Here is a 22,138-nt window from a genome sequence, read left to right as displayed (position 1 = left end):
GGCACCTCGCCCGCCCGATAGGATCGGCAGTCGTGAATCCCGCCGACCTCGCCTCCGCTCTGCTCTCCGTCGTCCAGGGCGCGGTCGAGCGACGAGACGCCGGTCAGGCGGCCTCGCTCACGGTCGACGACATCGCTCTGGAGCGCCCGCGCAACCGCGATCACGGCGACTGGGCGACCTCGGTCGCCCTCAAGTGGGCGAAACGACTCGGGATGCCCCCACGCGCGTTCGCCGAGGAGCTCGAGCCGGGCATCCTCGCGATTGAGGGTGTCGCCGCGGTCGAGATCGCCGGCCCCGGGTTCCTCAACATCCGCCTGGAGGCGGGCGCCGCCGGCGAGCTCGCGCGGGCGATCGTCGAGCAGGGCGAGGCCTACGGCCGCAACGACGCCCTCGCAGGCGAGGTCATCAACCTCGAGTTCGTGTCGGCGAACCCGACGGGGCCGCTCCACATCGGTCACACCCGCTGGGCGGCCCTCGGCGACTCCCTGCGCCGCGTGCTCGCCGCCGCGGGCGCGGCCGTGACGAGCGAGTTCTACATCAACGACGCGGGAGCGCAGATCGACACCTTCGGCGAGTCGGTGCTCGCCGCCGCTCTGGGTGAGCCCGCGCCCGAGGGCGCGTACCCCGGCACGTACGTCGCCGAGCTCGGAGCCCGAGCGCTCGTCGAGCGCCCCGACCTGGGCGAGCTGCCGCGCGCCGAGGCGATCCTCGTAGCGCGCGAGCTCGCCTACGCGTGGCAGCTGGCCGAGATCCAGTCGTCGCTCGAGCTGTTCAACGTGCACTTCGACGTGTGGTTCAGTGAGCGCACGCTGCACGCTGCCGACCCGGCCTCGGGCGCGAGCCCCATCGACGAGGCCGTCGACCGCCTGCGCGTGCAGGGCCACGTCTTCGACGAGGACGACGCGATCTGGGTGCGCACGACCGACTTCGGCGACGACAAGGATCGCGTGATCCGCCGCGGCAACGGCGTCTACACCTACTTCGCCGCCGACGCCGCCTACTACCTGTCAAAACGCGATCGCGGCTTCGGCCTCACGATCTACCTGCTGGGCGCCGACCACCACGGCTACGTGCACCGCCTCAAGGCTCTCGCGGGTGCGGCGGGCGACGACCCGGAGCGCGACATCGAGGTGCTCATCGGGCAGCTCGTGAGCATCAACGGCGCACGCCTGTCGAAGCGTGCGGGCAACATCATCGAGCTCGATGACCTGCGGGAATGGCTGGGTACGGATGCACTGCGCTACTCGCTCGGGCGCTATCCGGCCGACTCGCCGCTCACGCTCGACCCCGAGCTGCTGCGCAAGCGCACGAACGACAATCCCGTCTTCTACGTGCAGTACGCGCACGCCCGCACCCACCAGGTCGCGCGCAACGCGGCGGCCGCGGGGGTCGACGCCGCGCGCTTCGACGCGAGCCTGCTCACCCACGAGACCGAGAGTATCCTGCTCGGGGCGCTCGCCGAGTTCCCCCGCATCGTCGCGCAGGCCGCGTCGCTGCGTGAGCCGCACCGCGTCGCGCGATACCTCGAGGAGCTCGCCGCGGCGTTCCACCGCTGGTACGACTCGTGCCGCGTGACACCGCAGGGCGATGACGCCGTCGAGCCCGTTCACGGCACGCGGCTCGTGCTGAGCGATGCGACCGGCCAGGTGCTGCGCAACGGCCTCACCCTGCTGGGCGTGTCCGCCCCGGAGAGGATGTAACCGTGACCGACCCGGCGAGCGAGCAGCAGGAGCAGTCCGCGGGCGAGGCCACGCCGCACGATCGCCGCCGACGGCGGCGCATCCTCATCGCCGTCGGGGTCGTTCTCGCGCTTTTCGGCGCGCTCGTCGCCGCGGCCGTCGTGGGCGAGTCGATCGCGCGCCAGCAGGGCACCCTGCTCATCGCCACCGAGGTGCGGGAGGTCTTCTCCCTCGAGGAGGACCACCCGGTCGAGGTGGAGTTCGTCGGGTTCTCGGTGCTCGCGCAGCTCGCCGGCGGTGAGCTCGACGGCGTCACGGTCGACGTGCCCGACCTCCCGGTGGGGGAGCTGCGCGGCGACCTCGAGATCATCGCCTCGGGCGTGCCGCTCGACCTCGAGCAGCCCACCGAGAAGCTGCAGGCCGTCTATCGCGTGGCGGAGGGCGACCTCGCGGGCCTCTCCGGATTCCTCGCCGGCACGGTCGTGAACGACATCGCGCTCGACGACCGCTTGATCCGATTCGGCACCGGCTTCGAGATCTTCGGTGCGAGCTTCGACCTCGCGATCGGCGTCGAACCCTCCGTGGATGAGGGCCGCCTGGCGTTCACTCCGCGCAGCATCGAGTTCAACGGCCAGAGCATCGACGTCGAGGCGCTGCGCTCGCAGTTCGGCGGCATCGTGGATCCGCTGCTGGACTCCCGCGACTTCTGCGTCGCCGAGCTTCTGCCCTCCGCACTGACCCTCACCTCGGTGCAGGTGGGTGACGAGCAGCTCGTCATCGTCCTCGCGGCCGAGGAGACCGCCCTGGGTGGCCCGGGCTTCGCCGAGCTCGGCTCCTGCGGCTGACGCGCGGGCAGCGCCCGCGGCGACGCGGCTAGACTAGCTGCGGCTTCAGGGACCAAGCCGGGTTCGCTCGCCTCACAACACATGCAGATTTCCCCGTGAGGTGTTTCCCGTGCTCGACAATCCGCTTGCTCCGCCGTGGCTCATCCGCCCCGGTGACGCGAACGCGCTCGAGTCGCCGCTCTGGCCGGCCACCGCGCAGCGCACGCCCTCCGGCGAGTTGGCGATCGGGGGAGTCTCGGCGAGCCGCCTGGCCGCCGACTACGGCACACCCCTCTACGTCGTCGATGAAGCGGATGCCCGAGCCCGCGCCGCGCGCACGCGCGAGGCCTTCGTCTCGGCCTTCGCGGCGCACGGCTCGAGCGCGACCGTCTACTACGCCTCCAAGGCTCTCCTGACGACCGAGGTCGCCCGCTGGATGGTCGAGGCGGGCCTCCGGCTGGATGTCGCGAGCGGCGGCGAGCTCGCGGTAGCCCTCGCCGCGGGAGTGGACCCCGCGCTGCTCGGCCTGCACGGCAACAACAAGTCGCTCGCCGAGATCGACCGTGCGGTCGCCGCGGGCGTGGGCACGATCGTGCTCGACAGCCTCGAGGAGGTCGAGCGCGTCGCCGACGCCGCGCAGCGCCACGACCGCACCCAGTCGGTGCGGTTGCGCATCAACTCGGGAGTGCACGCGCACACCCACGAGTACCTCGCGACGGCGCGGGAGGACCAGAAGTTCGGCATCCCGCTCGCCGACGCGAGCGACGCGGTCGGCGCGATCCGCGCGCGGCCGTCGCTGCGCTTCCTCGGCCTGCACTCCCACATCGGCTCGCAGATCTTCCGTCTCGACGGCTTTCTCGAAGCTGCCCGGCGCTTGCTCGCGGTGCACGCCGAGCTGCTCGCCGGGGGCGACGTTCCCGAGCTCAACCTGGGCGGCGGCTTCGGCATCGCCTACGTCGTCGGCGACGCACCGCCCGCGATCGAGGACATCGCGACGGGGCTCGCCGAGGCGGTGGCGGGCGTGTGCCGCGAGCTGAGCATCCCGATGCCGGCCGTCGCGGTCGAGCCGGGGCGTACGATCGTCGGGCCCGCGGGCGTCACCCTCTACGAGGTCGGCACGACGAAGGATGTCGCCGTCGCGCTCGACGACGGCGGCAGCGCCGTGCGCCGCTACGTGAGCGTCGACGGCGGCATGAGCGACAACGCGCGGCCCGCACTCTACGGCGCCGACTACTCGGTGCGGCTCGCGAGCCGCAGCTCGGCCGTCGACCCCGTGCTCGTGCGCCTCGCCGGCAAGCACTGCGAGAGCGGCGACATCGTGGTGCAGGCCGACTGGCTGCCGGGCGACGTCGCGGCGGGCGACCTCGTCGCGGTGCCCGCGACGGGCGCCTACTGCTTCTCGCTCGCGAGCAACTACAACTACCTCGTGCGCCCGGCGGTCGTCGCCGTGCGCGACGGCACGGCCCGCACCCTCGTGCGCCGGGAGACCGAGCATGACCTGCTGCGCCGGGACACCGGCTACAACCCCATCGACCAAGGAGTCTCCGAGTGATCGAGTACCGCAACCTCCGCATCGCCCTCCTGGGGGCCGGCAGCGTCGGCGCCCAGGTCGCCGACCAGCTGCTGACCCACGCCGACGAGCTGGCGGCCCGCATCGGCGCCGGCGTCGAGCTCACGGGCATCGCGGTGCGCGACGTGGATGCTCCGCGCGACGTCGAGCTGCCGCGCGAGCTGCTCACGACCGATGCCGAGTCGCTCATCCTCGGCTCCGACATCGTCGTCGAGCTCATGGGCGGTCTCGAGCCGGCCCGTACGTTCATCCTCCAGGCGCTCGCCTCAGGCGCGGACGTCGTGACGGCGAACAAGGCGCTCATGGCCACGCACGGCCCCGAGCTGTTCGAGGCGGCCGGCCAGGTCGGCGCGCAGCTCTACTACGAGGCCGCCGTCGGCGGGGCGATCCCGATCATCCGGCCGCTGCGCGACTCGCTCGCGGGCGACCGCGTCGAGCGCATCCTCGGCATCGTCAACGGCACGACGAACTTCATCCTCGACCGCATGGACACGCGGGGCGAGTCGCTCGAGCAGGCGCTCGCGATCGCGGGCGAGCTCGGCTACGCCGAGGCCGACCCGACCGCCGACATCGAGGGCTACGACGCCGCGCAGAAGGCCGGCATCCTCGCGAGCCTCGCCTTCCACACGCTCGTGCCGATCGAGTCGGTGCACCGCGAGGGCATCACGGGCGTCACCCTCGACCAGGTGGTCGCCGCGCGCAAGGCCGGCTACGTCGTCAAGCTGCTCGCGATCTGCGAGCGCCTGAGCGATGCCGACGGGGTCGACGGCGTCTCGGCCCGCGTCTACCCCGCGCTCGTACCAGACACCCACCCGCTCGCGGCCGTGCACGGCGCGAACAATGCCGTCTTCGTCGAGGCGGAGGCGGCCGGGCCCCTCATGTTCTACGGGGCCGGAGCGGGCGGCATCCAGACGGCCTCGGCCGTCCTGGGCGACGTCGTCTCGGCTGCGCGCCGGCACGTCGTCGGAGGCCCCGGCGTTGCCGAGAGCACGCACGCCGACCTCCCGGTGCTGCCGATCTCCTCCATCACGACCCGCTATCAGATCACCGTCGAGGTGCTCGACGAGCCGGGCGTGCTCGCCGCGATCGCCGCGGTGTTCCTCGAGCACGGCGTCTCGGTCGAGACGCTCGAGCAGACCGTCCCCGAGACCGAGCCTGGTTCGGAGCCGTCAGCCGCCGCCGCTACCCTGGTGATCGGTACTCACCGGGCCGCAGAGGCCGATCTCGCCGCAACGGTCGCGGCACTGACCAGCAGCAGCGTGGTGCACCGCATCGCGAGCGTGCTGCGAGTAGAAGGGCTCTCATGAGCAGGCAGTGGAAGGGCGTGCTGCGCGAGTACGCCGATCGTCTCGACATCAGCGAGGCGACCCCCATCATCACGCTCGGAGAGGGCGGCACGCCCCTCATCCCCGCGCGGTACCTCTCGGAGCGCACGGGCGCGAAGGTCTTCGTGAAGTACGAGGGCATGAACCCCACCGGGTCGTTCAAGGATCGCGGCATGACGATGGCGATCTCGAAGGCCGTCGAGCACGGTGCCAAGGCCGTCATCTGCGCGTCGACCGGCAACACCTCCGCCTCCGCCGCCGCGTACGCGACGCACGCGGGTATCACCGCCGCCGTGCTCGTGCCCGACGGCAAGATCGCGATGGGCAAGCTCAGCCAGGCCGTCGCCCACAAGGCCGAACTCATCCAGATTCAGGGCAACTTCGACGACTGCCTCGACATTGCGCGCGACCTTGCCGCGAACTACCCCGTGCACCTCGTCAACTCGGTCAACCCCGATCGCATCGAGGGCCAGAAGACGGCGGCGTTCGAGGTCGTCGAGGTTCTCGAGGACGCCCCCGACTTCCACATCGTGCCCGTCGGCAACGCGGGCAACTACACCGCCTACCACCGCGGCTACCGCGAGGAGCTCGAGCGCGGCACGACGACGAAGATGCCGCGCATGCTCGGCTTCCAGGCCGCGGGCAGCGCGCCGATCGTCCTCGGCGAGCCCGTCAAGCACCCCGAGACGATCGCGAGCGCGATCCGCATCGGCAACCCGGCATCGTGGGAGCTCGCCCTCACCGCGCGGGATGACAGCCGGGGCTACTTCGGGGCGATCGACGACGCCGGCATCCTCGAGGCGCACCGTCTGCTCTCGCGCGAGGTCGGCATCTTCGTCGAGCCCGCGAGTGCCATCTCGGTCGCCGGGCTGCTCGAGCGAGCGGAGGCGGGCGCGATCCCGGCCGGCTCGACGGTCGTGCTCACGGTCACGGGCCACGGGCTCAAAGACCCGCAGTGGGCTCTCAAGGGCCCCGACGGCGTCGACGTGCAGCCCACGGTCGTCGGTGTCGACACCGCCGAGGTCGCCTCGGTGCTCGGCTTGCAGCGGGTGAGCGCGTGACCGCGGTCGACCCCCGGCTCGCCGGGCGCAGCGTGCACGTCAAGGTGCCGGCGACGACCGCGAACCTCGGCCCCGGCTTCGACACGCTCGGTCTCGCGCTCTCCGTCTACGACGAGCTCGAGGTGACCGTGCGCGAGGCGCCCGGCGCGACCGTCGATGTGCGCGGTGTCGGCGCGGGCGAGGTGCCCACCGATGACACGAACCTCGTCGTGCGTGCGATCCGGCACACCTTCGACCACTATGAGGTGCCCATGCCCGGGCTCGACCTCGTGGCGAACAACGTGATTCCGCACGGGCGCGGCATGGGCTCCTCCGGCGCCGCGATCGTCGCGGGCGTCATGGCCGCCAAGGGCCTCCTGGCCGGCATCGTCGACCTCGACTCCGACGCGCTGCTCGCGCGCGCGACCGAGCTCGAGGGCCACCCCGACAACGTGGCCCCCGCGCTCTTCGGCGGCCTCACGATCGCGTGGGTGACTCCCGAGGGGCCGCAGCACAAGCGGCTCACCGTCCACCGCGGAGTCTCCCTCCTCGTGTGCGTGCCCGAGTCGAGCACCATGTCGACGGCGCTCGCCCGCTCGCTCCAGCCCGAGTCGGTGCCGCACCAGGACGCGATCTTCAACGTCTCGCGCTCCGCCCTCCTCATCGCGGCCCTCATCCAGAGCCCCGAGCTGCTGCACGCCGCCACCGAGGACCGCCTGCACCAGAGCTATCGGGCGAGCGCCATGCCCGAGACGGATGCTCTCATCCAGCTTCTGCGCACCGCGGGCTTCGCGGCCGTCGTGTCGGGTGCGGGCCCCTCGATCCTCGTCCTGTGCAGTGACCCGGCGCAGCGCCTGAAGGCCGCAGAGCTCGTGCGCAGCCACGCCACCACGCCGTGGGAGTCGCACATGCTGGCCGTCGATTTCAAGGGTGCTACAGTTATCGAACGTTCGGCGGACGCTGCGGCCTAGCCCACGATCCGACCGGAATTCACCCTCAGCTCTGAGTTTCCCCGTCTCGTACGCGCCACGCGTGAACGACACCGTCACCGGTTTCTTCCTCGCGTCGCCTCTCGATCGAGGGGGCTCAATGCAGAGCATCCTCCCTGAGCGTTTCCTCGCCAGTGGAGACGAAAGGAACCTTGAACCCCGTGACCGATTCCACAGCACCGTCGTCTGCGACGGGCACCCCCACCGATCTGACCACGCTCAAGCTCGCCGACCTTCAGCGTCTGGCGACCGAGCGAGGCATCCCCGGTGTGTCCAAACTGCGCAAGGGAGACCTCGTGGCCGCCATCCAGAACAGCTCGCCGAAAGACTCCGCTAGCGACGCGTCAACCGAGGCCGCTCAGGCGGCCGACCAGTCGACGCAGGCCGCGCCCGCGGCCGACCAGTCCACGCAGGCCGCGCCTGCGGCCGACCAGCCCGAGCAGGCGGCAGCGAGCGCGCCGGCAGCCGAGGAGGCCGCACCGCGTCGCCGCTCCTCACGCCGTGCGACGACGGACACCGTGACGCCGCAGGCGGCCTCCGAGCAATCCGCGAAGGTCGAGCAGCCTGCGACCGCTGAGCAGGCCGACACGGCCGACCAGCCGGAGAAGTCCGACCAGCCGGAGAAGTCCGACCAGTCGAACAATACCGAGCAGCCCGCGAAGGCCGAGCAGTCTGACAAGGCCGACCAGTCCTACAAGGCGGAGCAATCCGACAGGTCGCAGGGCGACGATGCCGACGGCGATGACTCCTCGCAGGGTGGTCGCGGTCGGGGCCGTGGTCGCAACCGCAACCGCGGTGGCGAGCGCTCCGACAGCGACGGCGGCGACAGCGGCACGCGCGGCGGCCGTGGCCGCGGCGGCAACCAGGGTGGCCAGAACCAGGGCAACCAGAACCAGGCGGCCAAGGGCGGCCAGGGCGACGGCGGCCAGGACGACGGCAACCAGGGCCGCGGCAACCAGGGCGGCCAGAACAACCAGGGCAACCAGAACCAGGGCGGCACTAAGGGCCCCGAGCGCTCTGAGCGTGCCGATCAGGATTCCGAGGGCCGCGGTCGCGGTCGCGGGCGTGACCGCAAGCGCGGTCGAGGCCCGGGTGGCGACGACGCCGAGCCCGAGGTGAGCGACGACGACGTGCTCATCCCCGTGGCGGGCATCCTCGACGTTCTCGACAACTACGCGTTCGTGCGCACGACCGGCTACCTGCCGGGCCCGAGCGACGTCTACGTCTCGCTCGGCCAGGTCAAGAAGTACCAGTTGCGCAAGGGCGACGCCGTCGTCGGTGCGATCCGCCAGCCGCGCGAGGGCGAGAACCAGGGGCGTCAGAAGTACAACGCGCTCGTGCGCGTCGACTCGATCAACGGACAGTCGATCGAGGAGGCCGCCTCGCGCGTCGAGTTCAGCAAGCTCACGCCGCTCTACCCGACCGAGCGACTGCGCCTCGAGACCGACCCGACGATGCTCTCGACGCGCATCATCGACCTCGTGGCCCCCATCGGCAAGGGCCAGCGCGGCCTCATCGTCTCGCCCCCCAAGGCGGGCAAGACCCTCGTGCTGCAGGCCATCGCCAACGCGATCGCGAAGAACAACCCCGAGGCGCACCTCATGGTCGTGCTCGTGGACGAGCGGCCCGAAGAGGTCACCGACATGCAGCGCTCGGTCAAGGGCGAGGTCATCGCCTCGACCTTCGACCGGCCCGCAGAGGACCACACGACGGTCGCCGAGCTCGCCATCGAGCGCGCGAAGCGCCTCGTGGAGCTCGGGCACGACGTCGTCGTGCTGCTCGACTCGATCACCCGCCTCGGCCGCGCGTACAACGTGACGGCGCCGACGAGCGGGCGCATCCTCTCGGGTGGCGTCGACTCGGCCGCGCTCTACCCGCCGAAGCGCTTCTTCGGCGCTGCGCGCAACATCGAGGACGGCGGTTCGCTCACGATCCTCGCGACGGCGCTCGTCGAGACCGGTTCCAAGATGGACGAGGTCATCTTCGAGGAGTTCAAGGGCACCGGCAACATGGAGCTGCGGCTCTCGCGCCAGCTCGCCGACAAGCGCATCTTCCCGGCCGTCGACATCTCGGCCTCGGGCACGCGCCGCGAGGAGATGCTGCTCGGCGCCGACGAGGTCAAGGTCACGTGGCAGCTGCGCCGCGCGCTCGCGAGCCTCGACACCCAGCAGTCGCTCGACATGGTGCTCGGCAAGCTGCGCGAGACGAGCTCGAACGTCGAGTTCCTCGTCGCCGTGCAGAAGTCCCTGCCGGCGGCGGGCGCGCACAAGGTCGACTAGGCCGTGTTCGAATCCGTCGACGCGCTCATCGCCGAGCACCGCGAGCTGCAGAACCAGCTCGCGGACCCCGCGGTGCACGCCGACCCGGCGCGCTCGAAGAAGCTCAACCGCCGCTACGCCGAGCTGAGCCGCATCGTCTCCGCCCACGAGCACTGGCAGCAGGCGGGGGAGGACCTCGCGGCCGCCCGCGAGCTCGCGAAGGACGACGAGGCCTTCGCGGCCGAGGTGCCCGCGCTCGAGACCGAGCTCGTCGACCGTACTGAGAACCTGCGCCGCCTCCTCATCCCGCGCGACCCGGACGACGGGCGCGACGTCATCATGGAGATCAAGGGCGGCGAGGGCGGCGAGGAGTCGGCGCTCTTCGCGGCCGACCTGCTGCGCATGTACACGTACTACGCCGAGTCGCGCGGCTGGAAGGTCGAGCTGCTCGACTCGACGACGAGCGACATGGGCGGGTACAAGAACGTGCAGGCGGCGATCAAGTCGACCTCGACCGATCCGGCCCAGGGCGTGTGGGCGAGCATGAAGTACGAGGGCGGCGTGCACCGCGTGCAGCGTGTGCCGGCGACGGAGTCGCAGGGGCGCATCCACACCTCGACGACGGGCGTGCTCGTCTTTCCCGAGGTGGATGAGCCTGAAGAGGTCGACATCAACCAGAACGACCTCAAGATCGACGTCTTCCGCTCCTCCGGCCCCGGCGGCCAGTCGGTCAACACGACCGATTCGGCCGTGCGCATCACGCACCTGCCGACCGGCATCGTCGTGTCGATGCAGAACGAGAAGAGCCAGATCCAGAATCGCGAGGCCGCCATGCGCGTCCTGCGCGCCCGTATTCTCGCGAAGCAGCAGGAGGAGCGGGATGCTCTCGCGAGCGATGCCCGCAAGAGCCAGATTCGCGGCATGGACCGCTCGGAGCGCATCCGCACCTACAACTTCCCCGAGAACCGCATCGCCGACCACCGCACGGGGTTCAAGGCCTACAACCTCGACGGCGTCATGAACGGCGCCCTCGGCCCCGTCATCGAGTCGTGCATCGCCGCCGACGAGGAGGCCCGCCTGGCCGCTCTCGGCGACGAGACGGCGTGAGCGACCGCGACGTGAGCACGACCACCGGGCCCGCGCTCGCCCCGGATCTCGCCGCTGTGCGCGCCGACGCGATCGACCGCTTGCGCGAGGCGGGCATCCCGACTCCGGAGGCCGACGCCGACCTGCTCATCGGCCACGTGCTCGGCTGCAGTCGCGGCCAGGTGCAGGCGAAGGCGCTCATCGCCGCACCCCTCGACGCCGAGCAGCGCATGATCATCGCCGAGTCGATCGAGCGCCGCGCGAGCCGCGAGCCCGTGCAGCACATCACGGGCCGTGCGGGCTTCCGCACCCTCGAGCTCGAGGTCGGCCCCGGCGTGTTCGTGCCGCGGCCAGAGACCGAGCAGGTCGTGCAGCACGCGATCGACGCCCTCTTGAACGTTGCCTCGCCGCACCCGCTCGCCGTCGACCTCGGCTCGGGCAGCGGCGCGATCGCCCTCGCCCTCGCGGTCGAGGTGCCGCACGCGCGCGTCGTCGCCGTCGAGAACTCGCCCTCCGCCTTCGTCTGGACGAACCGCAACGTGCGCCGCTGGGGCGACGACCGCGTGCGCACCGTCTTCGCCGACCTCGCGGATGTCCTGCCAGAGCTCGACGGCACCGTCGACGTCGTCGCCTCCAACCCGCCGTACATTCCCCGCGACGCGGTGCCACGCGACCCCGAGGTGCGCCTGTTCGACCCCGCCCACGCGCTGTACGGGGGAGAAGACGGGCTGGATGCCGTGCGCGCGGTCTCGACGACGGCCCGCCGCCTGCTCCACCCGGGTGGCACGCTCGTGCTCGAGCACGGCGAGCTGCAGGCCGCCGACATCGCCGCGCTCCTGCGCGCCGACGGCTGGAGCGCGATCGCCCACCACCGCGACCTGCTCGGCCGCGACCGCGCCACAACCGCCACCCGCTGAGCATCGCATCCCCTTCGTCGGGATATAGCGCGGTGATATATTCGCTGCATGGCTCGCTTCTCCACGACTCAGCCCGGCGAGCTCATCCGCCGGGCTCGACTCGACGCTGGGCTCACCCAGAGCGAGCTGGCGCGCCGCGCCGGAATCAGCCAGCCGAGTCTCGCGCAGATGGAGAAGGGCACGCGCGCGGCTTCAGACGAGATGCTCGAGAGAGTGCTGCGTGCGGCCGACTATCGCCCGTCACTGCCCCTTGCCGACTACGCCGATCAGATCACCGCGATCGCGGCACGGCGGGGCATCGAGAGGGTTCGGGTGTTCGGCTCGACTGTCCACGGAGAAGACCACTTTGACAGCGACATCGACCTCCTCGTGTCGCCTGGTCCGCGCGTCGACCTCTTCGACCTGGCGCTGTTTGCCGAGGAGGTGCGCGCCTTGACCGGGTTCCCGGTCGACGTGGTCACAGACACCGCCGTCTCGCCGCAGGCCGCGGAGGCGGCACTCGAGGCTGTCGCACTGTGACTGACAGGGGCGATGCGCGCCGCTTCGAGCCACGGCCACGAAGCGACACCGATCGACGTGCGAGCACGGACGCTGAGAACATCCGAAACGAGCTGCAGCGCATCCTGCACCGGTGCGAGTCCGTCATCGAGGCGGGTCGCGAGTCTTTCGCAGAGGGAGCGCCCCACTACGACGTCGCGAGCATGGTTGTCATCCGGCTCGCGGCGCTTCTCGAGCGCCCTGAGTTCGCGAACCTCGCCGAGCGGCTGACCCCGGACGAAATCACTGCGATCAAGGCAACTCGGAACATCGCCTCGCACGCGGGCTACGTCGGCATGAACGACGACCTCTTCTGGGCGGCAGTCACTGTCCGCATCCCGGAGATCGTTGATCGTTTGCTCGCCGAGCACTGACATGGAAGGGGAGGGTGCAGACGTGAATCCAGTCGGCGTGATCATCACAGCGGCTCTGTTCGCGATCGGGGTGCTGACACTGGTTTTCGCTCGACAGGCTGCGGATGCGAACCGAAAACTGCTGGAATCAGCCTCGACGATGTCGTCCTTGAAGGCGGCGGAGCGATCGACGCCGACCCAGATGAGGATTGCCGGCGGGGGAGCGTTGCTGATGTCGCTGATTGGCTTCTTGTACGGGATTCTCCCGCATCTTCTCGAGTGACTATGCCGGGTAGGGGTACTCCGCCGACCGCCCCTGGAAGGTCAGGATCGCCTCGTTGCGCACGCGGCCACCCTCGATCTCGATCGCTCGCGTGATGGTGTCGGATGACGCCCACGACGCCGGCCCCTCCATCACGGTGCGGAGGAACGGCATGAGCGCCTCGCTGATCTCCCAGGTCGCCGAGTTCCACAGCAGCGTGGGGGTGTGATCCACCGCGTAGTAGTTCGTCGAGTCGCCGACCGTGAACATTGGGTCGGCGAAGGACGTCGGCCTCGCCCAGCTGAATCCCATGCCCTCGTCGATCGACACGTCGACGATGAGGCTCCCAGGGCGGAAGGCGTCGAGGTCGTCGAGACGCAGATACGTCAGCGGTGCATTCGGGTCCTGCAGCGTGCAGTTGACGACGATGTCGTTCCTCGACAGGTACTCGGGCAGGGCGACCGGCCCCTCATCGGTGTTCACGGTGCTCGCCGACGGGGAGGCGTCGTCATGCTCGAACTGCACGATGTCGACCGAGGGGATCGGTGAGCTGACGGCGGCGATGTCGCGGTTCGTGAGCACGCGCACATCGTGCACGCCGTGAGCATTGAGCGCCGTCACGGCACCGCGTGCGGTCGCTCCGAAGCCGATGACGATCGCGGTCAGGCGACGGCCGTAGTCGCCGGTCGAGCCGCACAGCTGCAGGGCGTGGATGACGGAGCAGTACCCGGCGAGCTCATTGTTCTTGTGGAAGACGTGCAGGCCGAAGCTGCCGTCGCTGCGCCAGTGGTTCATGGCCTCCCACGCGATGAGCGTGAGGCTCTTGTCGATGGCGAGCTGCGTGATCTCGGGATCCTGCACGCAGTGCGGCCAGCCCCACAGCACCTGGCCCTCGCGCGATGTCGCCATCACACCGAGGCGCAGCAGCTCGGATGAGGCATCGGGCGGGGTCATGCCTGAAGCCTAGGCTCCGCCGCGAGGGCCCCGAGCCAGAGCCCCGAGCCAGGGCCCGGCGCCAGGGCCGACGCTAGGCGGCGGCTTCGCGCTCCGCCGCGAAGGCCTCGATGGCCGCGAGCAGGCCGGCCGCATCGCGGTAGTGGTGCGCGGTGATGCCGAGCGACTGGGCGCCCTCGACGTTCTCGAGCCGGTCATCCGTGAAGAAGGTGCTCTCGGCGACCGCGCCGTAGTGCGCCATCGCGCGCTCGAAGACGACCGGGTCGGGCTTGCGCGCGCCGAAGATGGCGCTCGCGTGCAGGTTGTCACGGCCCATGATGTCGACGAGCTCGGCGGCGACCTCGTGCAGGTGCTCGTGGATGAGGATGCCGTTGTTGGTCAGCAGCGCGACCCTGCCGAGCTCGGCCGCGCGCCGCACGGCGTCGAGCTCGTCGGGCCGCGCGGTCGTTGCCTCGGCACGGAACCGCACCCAGTCCTCGCGCGAGACCTCCGTGCCGATCGCGGCACACACGCTCGCCAAGTACTCGTGCGCGTCGGCGGGGTCGCCCGCCTCGGCCCGCCACTCGAGCCCGTTGACCCACCAGCGCCGGCGCAGCTCGGCGAGGTCGTGCCCGCTGCGCTCCGTGAGCGACGCCATGCGCGCCCGCCAGTCGTAGTCGTACAGAACGTCGTCCATGTCGAAGAGGAACAGCAGGCTCATGAGAGCGCCAGTCTGCCCTACTACGATGAGAGGCATCATGGCCACGGTGTACGACTGCTCGAACGAGAGCGAACTCCTCGAGGGTCTGCGGGCCGCGCGCGGCGCCATCGGACGCGGCGAGCTCGTCGTCGTGCCGACCGACACGGTCTACGGGGTCGCCGCCGACGCCTTCCGCGCTGAAGCCGTCCAGCGCCTCCTCGACGCCAAGGAGCGCGGGCGGGACGCCCCGCCTCCCGTCCTCATCCCGGGCATCCCGACTCTCGCCGCCCTTGCCGAGACGGTGCCCGACGAGGTGACCGCGCTCGTCAAGAAGTTCTGGCCCGGTGGCCTCACCGTGATCGTCGAGGCGCGCGAATCGCTCGCGTGGGATCTGGGCGAGACTCGCGGAACGGTCGCCTTGAGGATGCCCGACAATCGCTACACCCTGAATCTGCTCGCCGACACGGGTCCGCTGGCCGTCTCGAGCGCCAACATCAGCGGTGAACCGGCTGCGCGCACCGCCGCCGAGGCGCAGGCCATGCTCGGCGATCGCGTGAGCGTCTACCTCGACGCCGGCGAGGTCGGGGCGCCCCCCGCTGACGGTGCTGACCCCGGGTCGACCATCGTCGACGCGACGAGCCTCCACCTGCCCGAGGGCAGGCTGCGCATCCTGCGGCAGGGCGTCATCTCCGCCGAGGAGCTCGCGCGCATCGTCGGTACGGAGCGCCTGGCGTGACCTTCTACGTGCTCGTCGGGCTCATCGCGGCCGTCGTGAGCTTCGGGGCCTCGTGGGCGGTGCTGCGGCTGGGCCATCGCTTCAAGATCTATCCGGGCATCCGCGATCGGGATGTGCACACGACACCCACCCCCCGTCTCGGCGGCATCGCCATCGCCGTCGGCATTCTCGTCGCCCTCGCCGCCGCCTCCCAGATCAGCTGGTTCCGACTCGTCTACGCCGACCCCTTCCCGCTGCTCGCGATCGTCGTCGGCGCTCTCGTCATGCTCACCATCGGTGTCGTCGACGACCTCTACGACCTCGACTGGCTCACCAAGCTCGCCGGGCAGCTGCTCGTCGGCGGGTTCCTCGCCTGGGCGGGCGTTCAGATCCTCTCCCTGCCCATCGGCGGCATCACGATCCTCTCGCCGAACCTCTCCCTCATCATCACCGTGCTCGCCGTCGTGCTCGTGATGAACGCCGTCAACTTCATCGACGGCCTCGACGGCCTCGTCGCCGGCGTCACGCTCCTCGCCGGTGGCGTCTTCTTCATCTACAGCTACCTGCTCGCGATCAACACCTCGCAGACCGCGTTCAACCTCGCCTCGCTGCTCATGGCCGTGCTGCTGGGGGCCGTCGCCGGGTTCCTGCCCTTCAACTGGCACCCCGCGAAGATCTTCATGGGCGACGGGGGAGCGCTCGTGGTCGGGCTCCTGCTCGCCGTCTCCACCGTCACCGTGACGGGCCAGATCAACCCTGCCGCGGTCGACGCAGGTCAGCTGCTGCCCGCCTTCATCCCGATCCTGCTGCCGTTCGCCGTGCTCGTCGTGCCGCTGCTCGACTTCGGCCTCGCCGTGCTGCGCCGCCTGCGCGCCGGCAAGTCGCCATTCAGCGCCGACCGCAAGCACCTCCACCATCGGCTGCTCGACATGGGCCACTCGCACCTGCACGCCGTCCTCATCTTCTACGCGTGGACGGCAGTCGTGGCGATCGGCACCCTCCTGTTCATGTTCGTCGCCTGGTGGTGGGCGCTCACCGCGATCATCGTGGGCCTCATCGCGTGCGCCTTCGTGACGCTCGCCCCCCTCACGCGCGAGAAGCGGCGCGCCGTCGAGTCCTACGACGCCGAATCGCTCGAAGCGGACGCGACGAACGACGATGACACCACTGCCACGTCAACAACCACGGCCCTGGCTACAACCACGGCCCCGACGACCCCCGCGGAGACTTCCCGATGACCACGACACCCCCTCGCTCGAGCGCCGCACCCGTCCTGCGGCTCTCCCTCCTCTACGGCGCGGCTCTGTTCGCCGCGATCGCCGTCGTCGGCAGCGTCGTCGGCGCGCTCGTGAGCGAGCTTCCCGGGCTTCTCAGCGCGCTCATCGGCGCCGGCATGGGCTTCGTCTTCCTCGCCGTGACCGCCGCGAGCATCCTGCTGGCCGACCGGATCACGAAGGGCGACCTGCTCTCGCCCGTGTTCTTCGCCCTCGTGCTCGGCGCCTGGCTGCTCAAGTTCGTGGTGTTCCTCGTGCTCGTGTTCACCCTGCGCGAGGCTTCCTTCGTCGACCCCGTCGTGCTCTTCGTGACCCTCGTGATCGCCGTCCTCGGCGGTCTCGTGACCGACCTCGTGGCCGTGTCGCGCGGGCGCGTGCCCTACGTGAGCGACATCACCCTGCCCGGCTCCTCGTAGCGCTGACCTCGATTCGGCCGGGCGCTCCAACTGTTGGTAGGGTGGAGTAATCGATGCCGATCGCCGCGTCATGACCCCGTGATGCCCCGATTCTGGAGACTCCCCTGAGCGCTGCCGCCCTGATCCCGTTCCTGCCAGTGACGACCGTTGACGGTTCGGACGGGCCGGAGTTCAGCGGTCCCTCGATCGGTGACTTCTTCCCTCCGGCTATCTTCTTCGAGGGCAACGAGTTCTTCCAGATCGACCGCATCATGCTGCTGCGCCTCGTCATCGCGGGGCTTCTCATCCTCATGTTCTGGCTCGGTACGCGCCGTATGAGCATCGTGCCCGGCCGCTTCCAGGGCACGATCGAGATGGCGCTCGACTTCGTGCGCATCAACATCGCGGAAGACCTGCTCGGCAAGGTCGACGGCAAGCGCTTCCTGCCGCTGCTCACGACGATCTTCTTCCTCGTGCTGTTCCTCAACCTCACGGGCATCGTTCCCGGCATCAACATCGCGGGAACCTCCGTAATCGGTCTGCCGCTCGTGCTCGCCGCCGCCTCCTACCTCGCGTTCGTCTACGCGGGGTTGCGCAAGCACCCGGTCGCCTTCTTCCGCAACGCGCTCTTCCCGCCCGGTGTGCCGTGGCCGCTCTACATCATCGTGACGCCCATCGAGCTCGTCTCCATGTTCGTGCTGCGCCCCGTCACACTCACGCTGCGACTGCTCATGAACATGGTCGTCGGCCACCTGCTGCTCGTGCTGTTCTTCTCGGCCTCCGCATTCTTCATGGTCGACCTCGGCGGCTGGTGGATTCTCGCGGGCGTCGGCACGCAGGCCTTCGGCATCGTGTTCACGTTCTTCGAGATCCTCGTCTCGCTGCTGCAGGCCTACGTCTTCACTCTTCTCACCGCCGTCTACCTCCAGCTCGCGCTGGCGGACGAGCACTAACAACGCAAGAGCCGGGCAGCCGCTCGGTTTGTCCCTCACCGGAAGGAAACACCCCTCGTGGACGCAAACACCGTTCTCGCCGAGATCACCGGCAACATCGCGACCGTCGGCTACGGCCTCGCGGCCATCGGCCCGGCCATCGGCGTGGGCATCGTCGTCGGCAAGACGATCGAGTCGGTCGCCCGCCAGCCTGAGCTGCAGGGTCGTCTGACCGTGCTCATGTACATCGGTATCGCCTTCACCGAGGCGCTCGCGTTCATCGGTATCGCGACCTACTTCATCTTCGTCTAAGGCTCACTCCATGCTCACTGAACTCGTCATTGCGGCGGAACCGGGGGAGGACGTCAACCCCCTGATCCCGGCGTGGTACGACATCGTCTACTCGATCATCCCGTTCGCGCTCGTCCTGCTGCTGTTCTGGAAGGTCGTCCTTCCGCGCATGCAGAAGATGCTCGACGAGCGCGCCGCGAAGATCGAGGGCGGCATCGAGCAGGCGGAGTCGGCTCAGGCCGAGGCCAAGGTGGCGCTCGAGAAGTACAACGCGATGCTCGCCGAGGCCCGTGCCGAGGCCGCGAAGATCCGCGAGCAGGCTCGCGTCGACGGCGGCGCCATCCTCGCCGAGCTTAAAGAGCAGGCGTCGAGCGAGGCCGCGCGCATCACCGCAACGGCGCAGGCCCAGATCGAGGCCGAGCGCCAGGCTGCGCTCGTCTCGTTGCGCTCGGAGGTCGGCTCGCTCGCGATCGACCTGGCGAGCGGCGTCATGGGGGAGTCCCTCGCGGACGACAAGAAGGCCACGGCGCTCGTCGACCGCTTCCTCGCCGACCTCGAGAAGTCAGAGACGGCGGCCAAGTAACCATGGGCTCAGCGACGCGAAGCGCTCTGGAGGCGGCACGCTCGGCACTCGCCGCCACGAAGAGCGTCGATCTCACGACGGGCGAGCAGCTGCTCGCGGCGTCGCGCACGATCGGCACGTCGACGCAGTTGCAGAGTGCGCTCACCGACCCCTCGGCCTCCCCGAAGGACAAGGAGGCGCTGCTCTCGGCCCTCTTCGGCAGTCTCCCCCCGGCCGCGCTCGCGCTTCTCACCGCCATGGCGCAGCAGCGCTGGTCGAACGCCGAGGAGTTCCTCGCCGGCCTCGAAGAGATCGGCATCCGCGCGGTGGCGTCGTCGACGTCCGCGGAAGCGGGTCTCGAGGCGGAGCTGTTCACGTTCGGTGCCGCTGTCGCGTCGGATGCTGAGCTCGAGCTCGCTCTCGGCAGCAAGCGCGGTTCGGCCGAGGGCAAGCGGTCGCTCGTGGAGAGCCTGCTCGCCGACAACGCGAGCACGCAGGCGGTCGCGATCGCCGGTCACCTCGTGCAGCAGCCTCGCGGCCGCCGCATCGGCGAGCTCGTGCGCACGGGTGCGGCGATCGTCGCCGACTCCTTCGGTAAGGGCATCGCCACCGTGAGCGTCGCCCGTCCGCTGAGCGACGAGCAGCGCGCATCCATCGGGGCCATGCTGCGAGAGCGCTACGGCCGCGACCACACCCTCAACCAGGTCATCGACCCCGCGCTCGTCGGCGGGGTCCGCGTTCAGGTCGGCGACGACGTGATCGACGGCAGCGTCGCTGCACGCTTGGCAGAACTCACACTTCGACTGGCCGGCTAGGTCCGCTCGAGAACACCAGACGGAGCCCCGCAGAGTCGGGGCTGCGAACGAAAAGGGAAGAACATGGCAGAACTTTCGATCAGCCCGGACGAGATCCGCGACGCGCTCAAGAAGTTCGCGCGCGACTACGCTCCCGGAGCCGCCGCTGCGACCGAGGTCGGCCGCGTGGTCGATGCCGCTGACGGCATCGCGCACGTCGAGGGCCTGCCCGGCGTGATGGCCAACGAGCTCATCCGCTTCTCCGACGGCACGCTCGGCCTTGCGCAGAACCTCGACGAGAGCGAGATCGGCGTCGTCGTGCTCGGCGAGTTCTCCGGCATCGTCGAGGGCATGGAGGTCACCCGCACGGGCGAGGTCCTCTCCGTCCCCGTCGGCGACGGCTACCTCGGCCGCGTCGTCGACCCGCTCGGCGCCCCCATCGACGGCCTCGGCGACATCGCCGACGAGGGCCGTCGCGCCCTCGAGCTGCAGGCGCCGGGCGTCATGCAGCGCAAGAGCGTCCACGAGCCCATGCAGACCGGCATCAAGGCGATCGACGCCATGATCCCCGTCGGTCGCGGCCAGCGCCAGCTCATCATCGGCGACCGCCAGACCGGCAAGACGGCGATCGCGGTCGACACGATCATCAACCAGAAGGCCAACTGGGAGTCGGGTGACACGAACAAGCAGGTGCGCTGCATCTACGTCGCCATCGGCCAGAAGGGCTCGACGATCGCCGCCGTCAAGGGCGCGCTCGAAGAGGCCGGCGCCATGGAGTACACGACGATCGTCGCGGCCCCCGCCTCCGACCCCGCGGGCTTCAAGTACCTCGCGCCCTACACCGGCTCGGCCATCGGCCAGCACTGGATGTACGGCGGCAAGCACGTGCTCATCATCTTCGACGACCTGTCGAAGCAGGCCGAGGCCTACCGCGCGGTCTCACTCCTCCTGCGTCGCCCGCCGGGTCGCGAGGCCTACCCCGGTGACGTCTTCTACCTGCACTCCCGCCTTCTCGAGCGCTGCGCGAAGCTCTCGGACGAGCTCGGTGCCGGGTCGATGACGGGTCTGCCGATCATCGAGACGAAGGCGAACGACGTCTCCGCCTACATCCCCACCAACGTCATCTCGATCACCGACGGCCAGATCTTCCTGCAGTCCGACCTGTTCAACTCGAACCAGCGCCCCGCAGTCGACGTCGGCATCTCCGTCTCGCGCGTCGGTGGCGACGCGCAGGTCAAGAGCATCAAGAAGGTCTCCGGCACGCTCAAGCTCGAGCTGGCCCAGTACCGCTCGCTCGAGGCGTTCGCGATGTTCGCCTCCGACCTCGATGCGACGAGCCGTCGCCAGTTGTCGCGCGGTGCGCGCTTGACCGAGCTGCTCAAGCAGCCGCAGTACTCGCCGTACCCCGTGGAGGAGCAGGTCGTCTCGATCTGGGCAGGCACGAAGGGCAAGCTCGACTCGATCGCGATCAGCGATGTGCTGCGCTTCGAGCGCGAGCTGCTCGATCACCTCCACCGCAACACCGAGATCCTCACCACCCTGCGCGAGACGAACGTGCTCGACGAGAAGACCGAGGGCGAGCTCGAGAAGGCGATCGACTCCTTCCTCGAGGAGTTCCAGGGCGGCGGGGCCGATGGCGTGCAGGCCGGCTCGGAGGAGTTCGACGAGACCGAGGAAGCCGACATCAACCAGGAGAAGATCGTGCGGAGGAAGCGCTAGAGCCTCGGCTCGATCGCGACCGACCACACGACGACACCTAAGGAAAGACGACACACATGGGAGCGCAACTTCGGGTCTACCGGCAGAAGATTCGTACTGCCCAGACGACCAAGAAGATCACGCGCGCGATGGAGCTCATCTCCGCCTCGCGGATTCAGAAGGCTCAGGCGCGCATGGCCGCGTCGGCGCCGTACGCCCGGGCGGTGACGCGCGCCGTATCGGCGGTCGCGACCTACTCGAACGTCGACCACGTGCTCACGACCGAGCGCGAGAACCCGACGCGGGCCGCCGTCGTCGTCTTCAGCTCGGACCGCGGACTTGCGGGCGCATTCTCCTCGCAGGCCATTCGTGAGGCGAACGAGCTGCGCACCCGACTCGAGGACGAGGGCAAGGAGGTCGTGAACTACCTCATCGGTCGCAAGGCCGTGCAGTACTTCGCGTTCCGTCGCCGTGCCGCGGCCAAGGAGTGGACGGGCAACACCGACCAGCCTGAGTTCTCCACGGCCAAGGACATCGCCGACACTCTCGTCGAGGCGTTCATCGCCGGCGGCGAGGGCGGCGAGGGCGTCGACGAGATTCACATCGTCTACAACCGCTTCGTCAACCTTGTTTCGCAGGTTCCCGAGATCGTGCGCGTCTTGCCCCTCGAGGTCGTCGACGGTGTCGAGGAGCCCGGTGACGCCGAGATCCTGCCGCTGTACGAGTTCGAGCCCGAGGTCGACCAGGTACTCGACGGCCTCCTGCCGGTCTACATCGAGAGCCGCATATTCAACGCCATGCTGCAGTCGGCGGCGTCGGAGCACGCGGCACGACAGAAGGCGATGAAGTCGGCGAGCGACAACGCCGACAAGCTCATCCTCGACTACCAGCGCCTGGCGAACAACGCCCGCCAGGCCGAGATCACCCAGCAGATTTCCGAGATCGTGGGCGGCGCAGACGCCCTCAGCTCGGCCAAGTAGACGCGCCACGGGCGCGTCTACCAA

At 69.6% G+C, this 22,138-nt stretch carries 23 protein-coding genes; 21 read left to right on the top strand and 2 right to left on the bottom strand.

The features are described from left to right. The first annotated feature begins 32 nt into the window (after positions 1 to 32). The 12 genes from FK219_RS06890 (at position 33) to FK219_RS06835 (ending at position 12,861) form a co-directional block, all read left to right on the top strand. The gene (locus FK219_RS06890; protein WP_152583459.1) at positions 33 to 1,700 is read left to right on the top strand and encodes an arginine--tRNA ligase; all 1,668 of its coding nucleotides are present in this window, start codon (positions 33 to 35) and stop codon (positions 1,698 to 1,700) included. Positions 1,701 to 1,702: 2 nt separating this feature from the next. Further along, on the top strand, positions 1,703 to 2,524 hold the full coding sequence (locus tag FK219_RS06885) for an LmeA family phospholipid-binding protein (RefSeq protein ID WP_152583458.1): 822 nt from the start codon (positions 1,703 to 1,705) through the stop codon (positions 2,522 to 2,524). A 109-nt stretch (positions 2,525 to 2,633) separates the two neighbouring features. Beyond that, positions 2,634 to 4,055, top strand: a complete 1,422-nt coding sequence (gene lysA, locus FK219_RS06880) for a diaminopimelate decarboxylase (protein ID WP_152583457.1) — start codon at positions 2,634 to 2,636, stop codon at positions 4,053 to 4,055. After that, on the top strand, positions 4,052 to 5,380 hold the full coding sequence (locus FK219_RS06875) for a homoserine dehydrogenase (RefSeq protein WP_152583456.1): 1,329 nt from the start codon (positions 4,052 to 4,054) through the stop codon (positions 5,378 to 5,380). Before lysA ends, FK219_RS06875 begins: the two co-directional genes overlap by 4 nt. Beyond that, a complete protein-coding gene (gene thrC / locus FK219_RS06870) occupies positions 5,377 to 6,459 on the top strand; it encodes a threonine synthase (protein ID WP_152583455.1) in 1,083 nt (360 codons plus the stop codon). The genes FK219_RS06875 and thrC overlap by 4 nt, the downstream gene beginning before the upstream one ends. Further along, positions 6,456 to 7,409 carry a homoserine kinase gene (gene thrB, locus FK219_RS06865; protein ID WP_152583454.1) on the top strand — a complete coding sequence of 318 codons (954 nt, stop codon included), beginning with the start codon at positions 6,456 to 6,458 and terminating at the stop codon, positions 7,407 to 7,409. The genes thrC and thrB overlap by 4 nt, the downstream gene beginning before the upstream one ends. 179 nt (positions 7,410 to 7,588) lie before the next feature. Next, positions 7,589 to 9,706 carry a transcription termination factor Rho gene (gene rho / locus FK219_RS06860; protein ID WP_328821632.1) on the top strand — a complete coding sequence of 706 codons (2,118 nt, stop codon included), beginning with the start codon at positions 7,589 to 7,591 and terminating at the stop codon, positions 9,704 to 9,706. Between the two features lie 3 nt (positions 9,707 to 9,709). After that, complete coding sequence (prfA, locus tag FK219_RS06855; RefSeq protein ID WP_152583452.1) at positions 9,710 to 10,792, top strand: peptide chain release factor 1; 1,083 nt, start codon at positions 9,710 to 9,712, stop codon at positions 10,790 to 10,792. Then, positions 10,789 to 11,688, top strand: a complete 900-nt coding sequence (prmC, locus tag FK219_RS06850; RefSeq protein ID WP_152583451.1) for a peptide chain release factor N(5)-glutamine methyltransferase — start codon at positions 10,789 to 10,791, stop codon at positions 11,686 to 11,688. Before prfA ends, prmC begins: the two co-directional genes overlap by 4 nt. A gap of 48 nt (positions 11,689 to 11,736) precedes the next feature. Next, positions 11,737 to 12,207 (top strand): helix-turn-helix domain-containing protein, encoded by a 471-nt coding sequence (locus tag FK219_RS06845; RefSeq protein WP_152583450.1) that lies wholly within the window; start codon positions 11,737 to 11,739, stop codon positions 12,205 to 12,207. After that, the gene (locus FK219_RS06840) at positions 12,204 to 12,599 is read left to right on the top strand and encodes an antitoxin (protein WP_210416787.1); all 396 of its coding nucleotides are present in this window, start codon (positions 12,204 to 12,206) and stop codon (positions 12,597 to 12,599) included. The genes FK219_RS06845 and FK219_RS06840 overlap by 4 nt, the downstream gene beginning before the upstream one ends. A 22-nt stretch (positions 12,600 to 12,621) precedes the next feature. Continuing rightward, on the top strand, positions 12,622 to 12,861 hold the full coding sequence (locus FK219_RS06835) for a hypothetical protein (RefSeq protein ID WP_152583449.1): 240 nt from the start codon (positions 12,622 to 12,624) through the stop codon (positions 12,859 to 12,861). Here the strand turns inward: FK219_RS06835 and FK219_RS06830 are convergent, their stop codons facing one another. Continuing rightward, a complete protein-coding gene (locus tag FK219_RS06830) occupies positions 12,862 to 13,794 on the bottom strand; it encodes a Rossmann-fold NAD(P)-binding domain-containing protein (RefSeq protein WP_152583448.1) in 933 nt (310 codons plus the stop codon). 73 nt (positions 13,795 to 13,867) lie between these two features. Further along, positions 13,868 to 14,494, bottom strand: a complete 627-nt coding sequence (locus FK219_RS06825) for an HAD family hydrolase (RefSeq protein ID WP_152583447.1) — start codon at positions 14,492 to 14,494, stop codon at positions 13,868 to 13,870. A 37-nt stretch (positions 14,495 to 14,531) separates the two neighbouring features. Here FK219_RS06825 and FK219_RS06820 point away from each other — a divergent pair, with 37 nt between their 5' ends. The 9 genes from FK219_RS06820 to FK219_RS06780 all read left to right on the top strand — a co-directional run bounded on the left by FK219_RS06820 (position 14,532) and on the right by FK219_RS06780 (position 22,114). Continuing rightward, positions 14,532 to 15,209 carry an L-threonylcarbamoyladenylate synthase gene (locus FK219_RS06820; protein ID WP_152583446.1) on the top strand — a complete coding sequence of 226 codons (678 nt, stop codon included), beginning with the start codon at positions 14,532 to 14,534 and terminating at the stop codon, positions 15,207 to 15,209. Beyond that, entirely contained in the window at positions 15,206 to 16,426 is a 1,221-nt protein-coding gene (locus tag FK219_RS06815; protein ID WP_152583445.1) for an MraY family glycosyltransferase, read from the top strand. The genes FK219_RS06820 and FK219_RS06815 overlap by 4 nt, the downstream gene beginning before the upstream one ends. Further along, positions 16,423 to 16,878, top strand: a complete 456-nt coding sequence (locus FK219_RS06810) for a hypothetical protein (RefSeq protein ID WP_152583444.1) — start codon at positions 16,423 to 16,425, stop codon at positions 16,876 to 16,878. Before FK219_RS06815 ends, FK219_RS06810 begins: the two co-directional genes overlap by 4 nt. A 137-nt stretch (positions 16,879 to 17,015) precedes the next feature. Continuing rightward, positions 17,016 to 17,810, top strand: a complete 795-nt coding sequence (gene atpB / locus FK219_RS06805; RefSeq protein WP_328821631.1) for a F0F1 ATP synthase subunit A — start codon at positions 17,016 to 17,018, stop codon at positions 17,808 to 17,810. A gap of 57 nt (positions 17,811 to 17,867) precedes the next feature. After that, on the top strand, positions 17,868 to 18,101 hold the full coding sequence (gene atpE / locus FK219_RS06800; protein ID WP_152583442.1) for an ATP synthase F0 subunit C: 234 nt from the start codon (positions 17,868 to 17,870) through the stop codon (positions 18,099 to 18,101). Positions 18,102 to 18,111: 10 nt separating this feature from the next. Then, positions 18,112 to 18,663 carry a F0F1 ATP synthase subunit B gene (locus tag FK219_RS06795; protein ID WP_152583441.1) on the top strand — a complete coding sequence of 184 codons (552 nt, stop codon included), beginning with the start codon at positions 18,112 to 18,114 and terminating at the stop codon, positions 18,661 to 18,663. A gap of 2 nt (positions 18,664 to 18,665) precedes the next feature. Next, positions 18,666 to 19,457, top strand: coding sequence for a F0F1 ATP synthase subunit delta (locus FK219_RS06790; protein WP_152583440.1), 792 nt, complete (start codon positions 18,666 to 18,668; stop codon positions 19,455 to 19,457). Between the two features lie 63 nt (positions 19,458 to 19,520). Further along, positions 19,521 to 21,155 carry a F0F1 ATP synthase subunit alpha gene (atpA, locus tag FK219_RS06785; RefSeq protein WP_152583439.1) on the top strand — a complete coding sequence of 545 codons (1,635 nt, stop codon included), beginning with the start codon at positions 19,521 to 19,523 and terminating at the stop codon, positions 21,153 to 21,155. 56 nt (positions 21,156 to 21,211) lie between these two features. Further along, entirely contained in the window at positions 21,212 to 22,114 is a 903-nt protein-coding gene (locus FK219_RS06780; RefSeq protein WP_152583438.1) for a F0F1 ATP synthase subunit gamma, read from the top strand. Positions 22,115 to 22,138: the final 24 nt, after the last annotated feature.

Origin of the sequence: Microcella pacifica (assembly GCF_009371975.2) — a bacterium.
GTDB lineage: Bacteria > Actinomycetota > Actinomycetes > Actinomycetales > Microbacteriaceae > Microcella > Microcella pacifica.
The sequence above is the reverse complement of the archived record's forward strand: the minus strand, read 5'-3'. Positions and strand labels throughout refer to the sequence as shown.